This window comes from Sorangium sp. So ce1335 (genome assembly GCF_051521615.1).
GTDB lineage: Bacteria > Myxococcota_A > Polyangia > Polyangiales > Polyangiaceae > Sorangium.
Genome location: NZ_CP150363.1, coordinates 11,610,317 through 11,623,644 on the forward strand (window position 1 = coordinate 11,610,317; position 13,328 = coordinate 11,623,644).

Here is a 13,328-nt window from a genome sequence, read left to right on the forward strand (position 1 = left end):
CCGTCGCCGGGCACGCCGCGGCGCGCGCTCAGGGCGAGGCCTGGAGCCCGATCTCGCCCGCCGCGAGCGCCCGGAGGTCGGCCGAGCGCAGCGCCTTGACCCGCCGCTCGAAGTCGCGGCTGTCGTCCTCGGTGAGCCTCGCCCCGCCGAAGCGCGCGCGCAGGTAGACCTGCGTGAGCATCAGGATCTCGCGCCCCAGCGGGTGCGACGCGTGCTCCAGCGCCTCGGCGTGGCGCAGCGGCGGCATGCTCGGTGGGCGCGGCACGCCCTGCGCGAGCATGGCGGACTCCAGGCTCTCGTACAGCGCGGTCGCCAGGATCGCGCTCGGCGTGCGCCCGCCGTCCGCGCGGCTCTCGTCGCGCCCGCGGCGCGTGCGGCGGAAGCGCCAGTAGAGCAGCCCGCCTCCCAGCACGAGCGCGACGGCGGCGACCGCGAGCACGCGCGGGCGCGTCAGCGCGGCGTCGCCGCTCGCCCCGGACCGCCGGTAGCGCGACGTGAGCGTCTGGAGGAGGCTCACCTGCTGGTTCAGATCGTAGCCGACGATGTGCCTGTCCCAGCGCTGGCTCGTCGCCTCGATGAAGTCGCGCAGGTAGGCCCAGACGCCGACGAGCTCGCTCTTCGGCGCCGCGTCCGCCGGCGGCGTCGGGTCGAACGTCACCCACCCCTCGCCGTCGAGGTACACCTCGACCCACGAGTGGGCGTCGCCCTGGCGCACCGCATAGAACCGGCCGAAGCGGTTGTAGGTGCCGCCGACGAAGCCGGTCACGTTGCGCGTCGGCACGTCCACCGCGCGCAGCAGGATCGCCATCGCCGTCGAGTAGAACTCGCAGTGCCCGCGCTTCGACTCGAACAGGAAGTGGTCGAGCGGGTGCGGGTCCGCCCCCGAGGGCGACGCGAGGTCGTACCGGTACTCCGCGCGCAGGCGATCCTGGACGGCCCGCGCCTTGTCGGCCGGGCGCTCGGCGCCGATCGTCCACGCCCGCGCGAGATCGACGACGCGCGACGGCAGATCCTTCGGCAGCTCCAGGTAGCGCCGCCTGTCGGTCGCCGAGAGGCGCTGGAACGTCGGCGACCGCTTCCGCGACAGGAAGACGTCGTAGACGAGCCCGCGGTCATCCAGCGGCTGGTACCTGAACTCCCCCTCCGGCCCGCGGTGGGCCAGCGTGTTCGCGTCGATCCCGAGCTGCCCGCGGTTCTTGAACCGGAGCCCCGTCGCGTTCGGCGGGAGGAAGATCACCGGCGGATCGATCGGCTCCAGATCGATGCGCATCACCGGATCGACCGCCGGGTCCGGGTACCGCTCGATCGGCACGAGCCCCCCGTCGCTCTCCGTCGGGCGTTTGAAGCTCTCGCTCTGTGTCCAGGTGCGGCCGTCGTACGCGTCGAGCGCCGTGCCGCGCAGGTGCATGGTCAGGCGCGGCGGCGGCGGCTCGGGCAGCTCGGGGATCTCGACCCGCATCGCCAGCTTCGGGTCGCTGCGCAGCACGCCGACGGCGCCCAGGTCGACCTTGCCCGAGAAGCCGATCATCCGCCCCGTGTGGCCGCGGTTGAGCAGGAGCAGCGACAGGCCGACGCGCGGGAAGACGACGAACAGCGCCGCGGTGAAGACGAAGATCGGGATCGAGAGAAGGCAGGTGACGGCGAGGAACGAGCGCCCGACGACGCGCCTCGAGCGCAGGATGCGCGGCACGTCGACGGGCAGCCCCGTGCGGTCGCGCGCCCCCTGCCGGTAGTTGCCCTCGACCTCGCGCCGCAGGTGGCTGAGCACGAGCGCGCCCGGCGCGACGACGAGCACGCCGAGAAAGCACAGCCCGTAGCCGAGGCCGCCGCCGAGGACCGTCCCGGCGATGAGGTGCAAGAGCGCGAGCACGATGACCTGCTGGTCGTGCACCGCCCCCTTGCGCGTCGCGAGCCGGATGATCTGCAGCGCCGCGGCGAACTCGACGAGCACGTCGAGGACGCTCGCGTCGGTGAAGACGATGCGCACCACCTGGACGGCGATGACGGCCAGGAGGACGCCCGTGTCGAGGTAGCGGAGCGCCGGGTGCCGCTGCCAGGACTCGCGCGCGCCGACCGCGAGGGCGAGCCCGAGGCCGACGAGGATGGCCCAGCTCACGTAGCGGCTGAACTGCCCGCTGGCGACGAGCGCGATGACGCCGAGCGCCGCGAGGGCGTCGGTCATGATCCGATGCACCACCCCGAATCTCATGATGCGGTCCTCGGCGCGCTGGCGCGGCGCTCGCCGCTCGTGGGGCCCGGGCTCGACGCCTGGCGCAGGGACGCCCGGGCGGCGCGCTCGGCCTTCATCTCCGCCACGCGGCCCTCGTCCACCGCCTCGAGCAGCGCGAGGAACCTGAGGATCGCGTCGGAGCCGATATTGCGGTCGCCGCGCACCCGCTCGCCCAGCGTCGTCGCGACGACCACCGCGTCGCCGCGCTTGATGTGGGCGACGGCGCGCGAGGCCGCCTCGCGGATCCGGCGCTCGAAGAGCTGCGCGAACCCGTCGCCCTCGCCGGCGGGGCGCACCGTGTCGACGACGATCTGCACGTCGGGCCGCGTCTCGCGGGTCCGCTCGCGCAGCACCATCTGATCGCGCATCGTGCTCTTCTTCCAGTAGATGTCGCGCGGATCGTCCCCCTCGCGCATCGGCCTCAGCCCGAAGGTCTCGTCGCCGCCCCCGCGCCCGCTGAGGCTCGCGCCGCCCTCGCGCCGCCCCGCGTCCTCGGCCGGGAGCCGGACCGGGTCGACCGCGGGGTAGATGATGAGATCGCCCTCGGCCTCGACCTCGCGCGACTTCTCGAACAGCCCGAACGGGAACCGGGTCGCGATGCGGAAGCCCGTGTGCCGGTCGCGCCCGCGCTTGGCCGGCGTCCGCCGGTAGGCGGCGACCTGCGCGCTCGACGGGCTGATCTTCAAGAAGAAGCAGCGCTTGTCGGCCGGCTGGCCGGCGCGCAGGTCCTCGACCTCGATCGCGTACGACGGCACGCGCTTCTTGTGGTTGTAGACCTCGATCTCGACGAGGTGCGCCCGGCCCACCTGCGCGCGGGCCGGGAGCCGCCGGGTCACCGTGAGGTGCCGCAGCGACAGGTCGCTCATGACGCCGGAGACGACGATCAGCGACAGCAGCATCCCGAGCAGCAGGTAGAGGAGGTTGTTGCCGGTGTTGATCGCCGCGAAGCCGACGCCCAGCGTGATGCCGAGGTAGTACTTCCCCTCCCGGGTGAACTTGAGCTTCCGGGGAGGCCTCAGGGCGAGGAGGAACCTCGTCCACGACGGCGCCTTGTCCCCGCGCGAGGGCAAGAGCGGCCGCTGCTCGACCGGCGGCCTGTCGCGCCGCGGTCTCGTCGGCCGGACGGCGCTGCGCGTGGCGGCGCCTTCGCGCTCGGCCCCGCGGGAGCTGCCGCTGAGAGATCCCCGCTCCCGGTCGTCTGCGCCCATCGCCTGCCGTTCAGAGCGGGACCGGCACCCGCGCCACGAGGTCGCGCACGGCCGCCTCGCATTCGTCGCGGGTCGGCATGTACCCCTCCGCGTGGGCCGAGAGCCGGACGCGGTGCGCCAGCACGGCGACGGCGAGGTCGTGGATGTCGTCCGCGATACAGTACGAGCGCCCGTGGAGGACCGCCCGCCCCCGGGCCGCGCGCGCCAGGTTCATGCCGGCGCGCGGCGACGCGCCGAGCGAGAGGGTCGGGCTCGATCGCGTCGCCGCGAGCACCGCCTGGAGGTAGGTCGCGAGCGACGAGTCGAGCTCCACCCGGTCGACCTCGCGCTGGAGCGCGACGAGCTGGGCTGGATCGATGATCTGCGGCACGTTCCGCGCGCGATCCGGCTCGCCGCCCTGGAGGAACAGGCGCATTTCCACCTGGGGCGGCGGGTATCCGATCCGGATCCGCACCATGAACCGGTCGAGCTGCGACTCCGGCAGCGGAAATGTGCCGGCGAAGTCCTGCGGGTTCTGGGTCGCGAGCACGAAGAACGGCTCCGGCAGCGGCGTCGCGGTCCCCTCGATGGACACCTGCCCCTCGTTCATGGCCTCGAGCAGCGCCGACTGCGTCCGGGGGCTCGCCCGGTTGATCTCGTCGGCGAGCAGGACGTTCGCGAAGATCGGCCCCTGGCGGAAGACGAACTGCCCGATCCGCTGGTCGAACACGCTCACCCCGAGGACGTCGCTCGGCAGGAGATCGCTGGTGAACTGAACGCGGCGGAGCTCGCCCCCGACGGCCTTCGCCAGCGCCCGGGCCAGCGTCGTCTTGCCGACGCCCGGCACGTCCTCGATGAGGACATGGCCCCGGGCGAGCAGCGCGATGAGCGCCAGCTCGACCGCCTCTGGCTTGCCTTCGAGGGCCTGCTCCACGGCAGCGCGAAGCTTCAAAAGAAGGGGCGAAGCTTCACGCGCGACCGAGAGCGCTGATGTCATCACGGGCGATGGTAGCACGAGGTTACGGCCAGCCTGCGGGGATGCGCATTTTGCGTTCCACGGTCCGGGCCGGCCAGTGCGAACGCAGATTCGCGACCTCGGCCCCGGACCCGCGCCGCAGGGGCCGGGGCGACGTGCGCTACGTCACGATCTCCTCTCCCCGACCGAGGTTGGGCCGCGCTGCGACCGAGGTTGGGCCGCCCCGACCGAGGTTGGGCCGCCCCGACCGAGGTTGAGCCGCGCTGCGACCGAGGTTGGGCCGCCCCGACCGAGGTTGAGCCGCCCCGACCGAGGTTGGGCCGCCCCGACCGAGGTTGGGCCGTCGCGCCGTCTCTCGCCGCCTGCTTTCGGGCGCCCGCCGGCCCGGCTCTTTTGCCTGCCGCGGAATGGCCGGGGGCGGTGCTCCCGGGTATGCTCCGCCCGCCGTGTCCGCCTCGGGTCCCCTTTTTCGCCACAGCGCCGCAGGCTTTCCTTCTTCTTCCGAGGAGGCGCCCGGCGCCGATGCTCGCCCGGATACAGCCGCGCTGGACGTGCCCGCGCCTGCCGAGCAGGCCGGCCCGGTCGTCGCCATGAGCTCCGCACCCGCCAGCAAACCTACATCGTCGCCTCCACGGAGCGGCGTCCCGAGCTCCCGCCCGCCGGGCTCCCGCGCGCCGGAGAGCGGTCCCCCCTCGGGCAGCCTCATCGCGCAGCCGCCCATCCTGCCCGACTCCCCGAAGGGCACGATGCTCTGGCGCGTGCGCGGGATGATCCGCGCGATGCGCCCCCACCAGTGGGTGAAGAACCTCTTCGTCCTCGCCCCGGTGGTGTTCGCCAAGCACCTGACCCACCCCTCGATCATCATGAGCGCGGTCGGGGCGTTCGCGATCTTCTGCCTCCTCGCCGGCGCCGTCTACATCCTGAACGACATCGTCGACGCCGAGGCCGACCGGATCCACCCGGTCAAGCGCTACCGCCCGATCGCGTCGGGTCGCGTGCCGATCCCGGTCGCCAAGGCGATGGCGGTCGGCCTGGCGGTCATCGCGCTCGGCGCCAGCCTGCTCGGCCCGCCGCTCTTCGCGCTCGTCGCCGCAAGCTATTACGTCCTCAACGTCGCCTACTCCTTCCGGCTCAAGAAGATCGCGTACCTCGACGTCGGCTGTATCGCTGTCTTCTTCGTGCTGCGCGTGCTCGCCGGCGGCTTCGCCACGAAGACGCCGCTCTCCGGCTTCATGATCGCCTGCACCGCCCTGCTCGCGCTCTTCCTCGGCTTCGGCAAGCGGCGCCACGAGCTCGCGGGGGTCAACGCCTCGAAGCAGCGCGCGGCGCTGGACGCCTACACGCCCGGCGCCCTCACGGCGGCGCTCGCCGTCACGGGTATCGCCACGATCGCCACGTACCTGGCGTACACGCTCGATCACGACACGCAGCGCTTCTTCCAGAACCCCCACCTCTGGCTCACGACGATCCACCCGCTCTTCGGGGTGATCCGGTTCCTCCAGCTCGTGGCGGGCAGCGCCAAGGCGGAGAGCCCCACCCAGGAGATCCTCCGGGATACCCCCTTCGTGCTGAACCTCGTCCTGTGGTCCGCCGAGGTGCTGGTCATCGTGTACCGCCTGAGGCCGTCCTGATGCTCGCCGCCGGCCCGGAGCTCGCCCGGCCGGGGGCAGCGCCTGCCGGCGAGAAGACCACCTCGAAGAGCGACGCGCTGACGGATCTGGCGCTGACGATGCCGATCTTCGTCCTCTACCACCTCGGCGTCGCCTTCCTCCCCATCCGCAACGCGGCGGATCCGGTGACCGCCGAGCTCCGCGCGCTCGCCAAGCACAGCCTGCCGATGTACGCGGGCCTCACGGTCGCCGTGGGCGCCGTGTTCGTCCTCGTCCTCTCCATCCTCGGCCGGGGCCACGCCCTCCAGACGCGGCGCTTCGCGCTGCTCGCCGCCGAGGGCGCGCTCTACGCCATCCTGATGCGCTTCGCCGGCGCCTACGTCGTCGGCTCCCTCCGGCTCGGCCCGCCCGTCCTGTCCGACGACATCTTCACCGGGGTCGTGATGTCGCTCGGCGCCGGCTTCTACGAGGAGATCGCCTTCCGCGCCGGCCTCTACGGGCTGGGCGCGCTCGCGATCAAGCTCTTCTTCGGCCGGGGGCTCCAGGGGGTCGTGCTGCTCGTCGGCTGGGCGCTCGTCGCCGCCGCCGTCTTCTCCGGCTGGCACTACGTCGGGGCGCTGGGCGACCCCTGGAACCTCCCCTCCTTCGTGTTTCGCATGGTGTGCGGGCTCGTGCTCACGGGCATCTACGTCTTCCGCGGCTTCGCGCCGGCCGTCTGGACGCACGCGCTCTACGACGTCTGGGTCCTCGTGCTCCGCTGATCTCCCCGGACGCCGCCGCGCGCCCGCGCGGGTGAGGCAGCTTCCCGTGGCGCCGGGCCGGCTCTGCCGGTGCCCCGTCGCTCCCGGCCCCGCGCGGGCAGGCAGGGGGCGGCGCGGTCGGGCGCCGGAGGGCCGTCCGGATCGGGCGGGCGAGCGCGCATCGCGATCGGCGGCCGTTTGGCGCTATGCTTCGCGCCTCGACGCATGCCGCTACCTCCCTTCCCGAAGCTCGCGCTCCAGCTGGTCCAGACGCTCCCCTCGCTCGACGCTCCCGGTTTCCTCAACGTGCGGCGCCAGGTGTTCCGCGTCGAGTTCCCGGACGGCACGCTGAGCGACCCGTTCACCTACGACAGCGTCGATCGCGAGCGCCTCGACGCCGTGGTGATCGCGCCGCACTACCGCGGCCCGGACGGCCGCCGTCATGTCTACCTGCGAACGGCGCTCCGGCCGCCGGCCGCGACGCGCGCGCCCGCCGTGTGCCCCTTCCCGGAAGCGCCGACGCTCGGCGCCCTGTGGGAGCTGCCCGCCGGGCTCGTCGAGGTCGACGAGCGGAGCCCCGAGGGCCTGAAGCGCTCGGCCGCGCGCGAGCTCCTCGAGGAGATCGGCTTCGACATGGATCCCTCGGCGCTCGTGCCGCTCGGCCCGTCGACGTTCCCGGCGCCGGGCATGGTCGGCGAGCGGCACTTCTACTTCCACGTCGAGGTCGACCCCGCGCGCCAGGGGGCGCCGACCGAGGACGGATCCCCGCTCGAGCGGCTCGCCGCGATCGCGGCCATCCCGCTCGACGAGGCGATCGAGCTCACCCGGCGCGGCGTGATCGAGGACGGGAAGACGGAGGTGGCGCTCCGGCGCCTCGCGGAGCTCTGATGGCGGAACAACCCCTCGCGCCCGCGCAGCGGCGCCCCCGCGTCGCGCTCGTCGTGAAGCGCTCTGCCTGGAGGATCTACCGCGAGGAGCGCAAGGACCCGCGGATCACGCGGCTCATCGAGTCCGGTGACGCCTCCATCGCGCGCCTCAAGGCGTCGCACGAGGCGCACGAGCAGACCGTGCGCGAGGTCACGGCGGCGCTCGACGACCTCGGCGCCGAGGTCGACGTCATCACCGGCACGTCGCAGTGCTTCGACACGGCCGAGCTCGACCTCGTGATCACGGTCGGCGGCGACGGCACGCTCCTCAGCGCGTCCCACAACGTCGGCGACGTGCCCATCCTCGGCATCAACAGCGCGCCTGGCCACTCGGTCGGCTTCTTCTGCGGCGCGACGAGCGGCGACGCGGCCGACGCGATCGCGAAGGCGCTGCGCGGCTCGCTGCGCGCCACCGTGCTCACCCGCATGCAGGTCACGGTGAACGACAAGGTCGCCACCGCGCGCGTCCTGAACGACGCGCTCTTCTGTCATGTCTCCCCCGCGGCGACGTCGCGTTACATCATCCGCCTCGGCCGCGCCGAGGAGGAGCAGAAGTCGAGCGGCTTCTGGATCGGCCCGGCGGCCGGCTCCACGGCCGCGCAGCGCTCCGCCGGCGGCCGCGTCCTGCCGCTCACATCGAAGCGCCTCCAGCTCGTCGTGCGCGAGCCCTACACCCCGCACGGCGAGGAATACCGCTTCCGCCACGCGCTGATCCAGCCCGGCTCCTCGCTCGTCGTGCGGAGCAAGACGCACGACGCGAAGCTCTTCTTCGACGGGCCGATCCACGCGGTGAGCGTCGGCTTCGGCGACGTCATGGAGTTCACGCAGGCGCCCCAGTCGCTGACGATCCTGGGCCTCTCCGCGAAGCGGAAGTGGGGCGCGGGCTCGGCGGCCAGCCGCCGCTAGACGCCCTCCGCAGGGCGCGCGAACGGCGACGCTCGCGCGGTCGGCGAGCGGCGCGAGCGGCGCGGGCGGCGCCGCGCGGGCGCGGGGCGCGCTCCCGTGCGTCGATCCGTGCGGATCGGCGCGGCGCGATCGCGCGCGGGGGCGCGGCGGCGGAGGGGCGTCGGCCGAGGGCGCTCGACCCGAGCGCGGCCCCGCGCGGTCGGGATCGCCTTCAACGGAAGGGGATCGGGTGATTTCCTACCCCGAGCTCCCGGCGTCGGGCCGCCCTCGAGGCGGGCGCGTGAGCCTGAAGAGCGGTCGATTTTGGCCGTTTTTCAGGGGTTTTGGCGCCTCACGACGGGGGCTACCGGCCGTCCTTCCGGCGGAGCGACGCGCCCCCCGGGGCGCGAAACCCCTTCTTTTGTCGCTCGGATCGACGATTCGACACTGGATCTGTGGCGGCCGTTGTGTTTCCTTTGGCGCGCAAGAGGGCACAAACCTCAGGAGGAACGAAGATGGCGACGAAGAAAGAGACCCCGAAGAAGAGCACGTCGCTCAGCAAGAGCGCGCTGATCAACGCGGTCGTCGAGGCCAACGAGAACGAGGTGTCGCGCAAGCAGGTGAAGGCGATCCTCGAGGCCCTGACCGACATCGCGTACAAGGAGCTCAAGAAGAACGGCATCTTCACGATGCCCGGCTTCGCGAAGTTCCGCGTGGTCAAGAAGCCGGCGACCAAGGCCCGCGAGGGGATCAACCCGTTCACCAAGCAGCCGATGACGTTCGCGGCCAAGCCGGCCAGCAAGTCGGTCCGCGCCCGCCCGATCAAGGCGATCAAGGACGCGCTCTCCTGAGCTCGCCGGGCCCGCCGGAGGGCCCTGGACGCGGCGAAGGCCCGCGGCGGCCCCCTCTCCGGGGCGGATTCACCCCTGGAGAGCGAGCATGGCTGGCCCCGCGCGGCCCCTGCGGTAGCATGGTGCGGCTGCTTCGCCGCACATGACGCTCGCCGTCCGACTCCTCCGCGCGCTCTTTGCGTTCTCGGTCATCCTGACGAGCTACCTCATCCAGCTAGGGCTCGTCCGGGTGTTCGCGAGGCGCCTCGGGAGCGGCGCCGCCGCGCGTGAGCTGCCCGGCTGGCTCGTCGAGCGCCGCGCCCGCGTCGATCAGAACAACGCCCGGCGCCTCTTGCGCGTGATGCTCAAGCTGCGCGGCGTCTTCATCAAGCTCGGCCAGGTGCTGTCGATCATGGGCGGCTTCCTGCCGCGGGCCTACGGCAAGGAGCTCGAGCAGCTCCAGGACCAGGTGCCGCCCCACCCCTTCAGCGACCTCGAGGCCGCGCTTCGCGCGAGCTTCGGCCGCTCCGCGGGCGAGCTGTTCGCCTCGATCGAGCGCGCGCCGCTCGCGGCCGCGTCGCTCGGGCAGGTCCACGTCGCGCGCCTCCGCGACGGCCGCAAGGTCGCCGTGAAGTTCCTCTACCCGGGCATCCGCGGGATCATCGCGGTCGACCTGCGCGTCCTGCGCCTCGCGATCCTCGTCTACAAGCGGTTCGTCCCCGTCGGGCACATCGAGCGGGTGCACGAGTCGCTCGTCGACCTGCTGCGCCGCGAGACCGACTACCTGCACGAGGCCGCGTGCATGGAGCGGATGGCGCAGAACTTCGAGGGCGACGCGGGCGTCGCGTTCCCCGAGGTCGTCCACGAGCTCACGACGCGCGACGTGCTCACGATGACCTTCATGGAGGGCATCAAGATCACGCGCCTCGACGCGCTGAGGAGCGCGGGCGTCGAGCCGTCGGACGTGGCGCTCCGGCTCGTGCAGGTGTTCTACAAGATGCTCTTCGCGGATCGCTTCTTCCACGCCGATCCGCACCCGGGGAACTTCCTCGTCGCCCCGCGGAGCGCGGAGGAGGGCGGCGGCTTCCGCCTCGTCGTGCTCGATTTCGGCGCGATCTGCGAGGCCCGGGACGAGCTCATCGACGGGTTGCTCGACATCCTGAAGGGCATCTTCGCGCAGGACGACGCGGCGGTCGTGCGCGGCTTCCGGCGGATGGGCTTCGTCGCGCCCGGGGGCAACGACGCGCTCCTCGAGCGCACGGTGAAGACGTATTTCGCGAAGCTCCTCAAGCTCCGCGATCGCACGCCGGCGGCGCTGATGCGCGCCCGCCCCGAGCAGCTCGAGAAGCTGGCAGACCCCGAGCTGGAGCGCGGCGAGCTCCAGGAGCTGATGCGCTCGTTCGAGTACCCGGAGGACTGGTTCTACGTCGAGCGCGCGTGCGTGCTCTTGTTCTGGCTGGCCGCCCAGATCGATCCGAACCTCGACACCATGGCGGCCGGCTTTCCGTACCTGATGCCGCTGATGGCGGAGCGCGAGGCCAGGGCCGAGTCCGGCGGCTCGATCCAGGCGCCTCGCCGCTCGCCCGTGCGCTAGCCACGTTGTCGCGAGCGTCCTTGTTTCCGGAATGTTTCGTGAGCGGCTCAGTCCGGGGGCGCCGGTTCGTCGCGCGGCGCGGCGCTACCGCGAGGGGAGGGGAGCGAAGCGCGGACCGGGGCGGCTCAGCCCGAGTCGGGCGAGCGAGGGCGCATAGCTCGTGTCCCGATCTGCCATGATCTCGGCGAGCTTGGCCTTGACCGCGGCGATTCCAGCCCCTTGAAGGCGTCGGTAATTGTCCTCTGCCGGATCGGCCACGGGCTCGACGCCCGCCCCGGCAAGGACAGTCCCCGAATGGTTCAGCCCCTCTGGAATCGTTTGAATGAACGGGTCCGGCGCGTGCCGGAGGAGGCCGACCAGCCGGTGCGAGTTCGACTCGTCCCCGGCCATCTCGGGGTGAAACGCGGCCAGGACCGGCGCGGGGCTGCGGACCCGCCGGAGCTGCTCGCCGAGGCGCGACGCGAACCGCTCGAACTGGGGCGACGGAGCGTGGATGCACGGGAAAACCAGGTGCACCACGGCGGACTCCGCCTCCGCCACGGCCGCCAGCGCCGTCTCGAGGACGGGCTCGCGGTCGAGCAGGACGTAAAAGCGTCCGAATCCGGTTGCGGCGTCGCGCATGAACGGGCAGAGGCGATAGCAGGCGACGACCTCGTCTGCGTAACGCCCGTGGACCCGGCGCACCTCGGCCGCCAGCCGAAGCGCCTCCGGGTGGTGGGACAGCTCCCCCCGCACGACCGGCTCGCTCAAACGCATCACCTCAATTTCTTGGGGAAGCAATCTTCCCTCAGCTCGTGATAGCTTACGCCGCGCTGCGGCGGAAGGAGGAGGCGTGCAGGAGACCGCGAAGTTAACGCTGAACAAGAACGGTGTGGAGCAGACGATCGAGCTTCCGGTGATCACGGGCACCGAAGGGGAGAAGGCGATCGACGTCGCATCCCTACGATCGAAGACCGGGTACGTCTGCATCGACCCGGCGTTCGTCAACACGGCCTCGACCACGAGCTCCATCACGTTCCTCGATGGGGAGAAGGGCATCCTCCGCTACCGCGGCATCCCGATCGAGCAGCTCGGCGAGAAGTCCACCTTCGTGGAGACCTCGTACCTCTTGATCTACGGCAAGCTGCCGAACAAGAGCGAGCTGTCCCGGTTCTCCACGCTGCTCACCCGCCACTCGCTGATCCACGAGGACATGAAGCGCTTCTTCGACGGCTACCCGTCGACGGCGCACCCGATGGCGATCCTGTCGGCGATGGTGCTCTCGCTGTCGAGCTACTACCCCGAGGCGATCGACGTGAAGAACACCGATCTCCTCGACATCACCATCGCGCGGCTGCTCTCGAAGGTGCGCACGATCGCCGCGTTCTCGTACAAGAAGTCGATCGGCCAGCCGTTCGTCTACCCGCACAACTCGCTCTCGTACTGCGCGAACTTCCTGAACATGATGTTCTCGGTCCCGGCGGAGCCGTACGAGATCGACGAGGACATCGTGAAGGTCCTCAACCTGCTGCTCATCCTGCACGCCGACCACGAGCAGAACTGCTCGACGTCGACGGTGCGCCTCGTCGGCAGCGCGAAGACGAACCTCTTCGCCTCGATCGCCGCGGGCATCTGCGCGCTGTGGGGCCCGCTGCACGGCGGCGCCAACCAGGAGGTCGTGACGATGCTCGAGGCGATCCGCGCGGACGGCGGCGACGTCTCGAAGTTCGTCAAGCTCGCGAAGGACAAGACCTCCGGCTTCCGCCTGATGGGCTTCGGCCACCGCGTCTACAAGAACTACGACCCGCGCGCGGTCCTCATCAAGGCGGCCGCCGACAAGATCCTGGCGAAGCTCGGCATCAAGGATCCGCTGCTCGACATCGCGCAGCGGCTCGAGGAGACGGCGCTGAAGGATCCGTACTTCGTCGAGCGGAAGCTCTACCCGAACGTCGACTTCTACAGCGGGATCATCTACCGCGCGCTCGGCTTCCCCACGAACATGTTCACCGTCATGTTCGCGCTCGGTCGCCTCCCCGGCTGGATCGCCCACTGGAAGGAGATGAACGACGACCCGACCGGCAAGATCGGCCGCCCGCGCCAGATCTACACCGGCGAGAACAAGACCGACTACACGCCGCTCGACGAGCGCGGCTGACAGCGGCGGGGCCCGCGCGGCCCCGCCGGCACGCCACCCCTCACCGCCTTGCGCCGCGCGACGGCGCGCCCGACCGACGGGGCCCCGCGGCCCCGCCGGCGGCGGCCCCGCCGGCGCGCCACCCCATCACCGCCTTGCGCCGCGCGACGGCGCGCCCGACCGACAGCACGCCCGACCGACAGGGCCCGCGCGGCCCGCCCGTGCGTCAGCGGCGCG

11 protein-coding genes are annotated in these 13,328 nt (G+C 71.7%); 7 read left to right on the forward strand and 4 right to left on the reverse strand.

The genetic code is table 11. The annotated features are described in order from the left end of the window. Nucleotides 1-28 precede the first annotated feature (28 nt). The 3 genes from WMF24_RS43365 to WMF24_RS43375 all read right to left on the reverse strand — a co-directional run bounded on the left by WMF24_RS43365 (nucleotide 29) and on the right by WMF24_RS43375 (nucleotide 4,414). A complete protein-coding gene (locus tag WMF24_RS43365) occupies nucleotides 29-2,209 on the reverse strand; it encodes a transglutaminase TgpA family protein (protein WP_437733344.1) in 2,181 nt (726 codons plus the stop codon). Then, a complete protein-coding gene (locus WMF24_RS43370) occupies nucleotides 2,206-3,300 on the reverse strand; it encodes a DUF58 domain-containing protein (protein ID WP_437733345.1) in 1,095 nt (364 codons plus the stop codon). Before WMF24_RS43370 ends, WMF24_RS43365 begins: the two co-directional genes overlap by 4 nt. Before the next feature lie 148 nt (nucleotides 3,301-3,448). Further along, nucleotides 3,449-4,414: an AAA family ATPase gene (locus WMF24_RS43375; protein ID WP_437733346.1), complete on the reverse strand. Its 966-nt coding sequence runs from the start codon at nucleotides 4,412-4,414 to the stop codon at nucleotides 3,449-3,451. A 725-nt stretch (nucleotides 4,415-5,139) separates the two neighbouring features. Here WMF24_RS43375 and WMF24_RS43380 point away from each other — a divergent pair. The 6 genes from WMF24_RS43380 to WMF24_RS43405 all read left to right on the forward strand — a co-directional run bounded on the left by WMF24_RS43380 (nucleotide 5,140) and on the right by WMF24_RS43405 (nucleotide 10,978). Next, nucleotides 5,140-6,024, forward strand: a complete 885-nt coding sequence (locus WMF24_RS43380) for a decaprenyl-phosphate phosphoribosyltransferase (RefSeq protein ID WP_437733347.1) — start codon at nucleotides 5,140-5,142, stop codon at nucleotides 6,022-6,024. Beyond that, nucleotides 6,024-6,764 (forward strand): CPBP family glutamic-type intramembrane protease, encoded by a 741-nt coding sequence (locus WMF24_RS43385; protein ID WP_437733348.1) that lies wholly within the window; start codon nucleotides 6,024-6,026, stop codon nucleotides 6,762-6,764. Before WMF24_RS43380 ends, WMF24_RS43385 begins: the two co-directional genes overlap by 1 nt. Nucleotides 6,765-6,968: 204 nt before the next feature. Further along, nucleotides 6,969-7,631 (forward strand): NUDIX hydrolase, encoded by a 663-nt coding sequence (locus WMF24_RS43390; RefSeq protein WP_437733349.1) that lies wholly within the window; start codon nucleotides 6,969-6,971, stop codon nucleotides 7,629-7,631. Further along, complete coding sequence (locus WMF24_RS43395; protein ID WP_437733350.1) at nucleotides 7,631-8,575, forward strand: NAD(+)/NADH kinase; 945 nt, start codon at nucleotides 7,631-7,633, stop codon at nucleotides 8,573-8,575. Before WMF24_RS43390 ends, WMF24_RS43395 begins: the two co-directional genes overlap by 1 nt. 494 nt (nucleotides 8,576-9,069) lie before the next feature. Continuing rightward, on the forward strand, nucleotides 9,070-9,405 hold the full coding sequence (locus WMF24_RS43400) for an HU family DNA-binding protein (protein WP_437733351.1): 336 nt from the start codon (nucleotides 9,070-9,072) through the stop codon (nucleotides 9,403-9,405). A gap of 142 nt (nucleotides 9,406-9,547) precedes the next feature. Beyond that, nucleotides 9,548-10,978, forward strand: a complete 1,431-nt coding sequence (locus WMF24_RS43405; protein ID WP_437733352.1) for an ABC1 kinase family protein — start codon at nucleotides 9,548-9,550, stop codon at nucleotides 10,976-10,978. A gap of 84 nt (nucleotides 10,979-11,062) precedes the next feature. On the opposite strand, the gene WMF24_RS43410 is transcribed toward WMF24_RS43405, so the two are convergent. Continuing rightward, entirely contained in the window at nucleotides 11,063-11,734 is a 672-nt protein-coding gene (locus WMF24_RS43410; RefSeq protein ID WP_437733353.1) for a hypothetical protein, read from the reverse strand. A gap of 100 nt (nucleotides 11,735-11,834) precedes the next feature. Between WMF24_RS43410 and WMF24_RS43415 the strand changes: the two genes are divergently transcribed. Further along, nucleotides 11,835-13,112: a citrate synthase gene (locus tag WMF24_RS43415; protein WP_437738923.1), complete on the forward strand. Its 1,278-nt coding sequence runs from the start codon at nucleotides 11,835-11,837 to the stop codon at nucleotides 13,110-13,112. Nucleotides 13,113-13,328 lie beyond the last annotated feature (216 nt).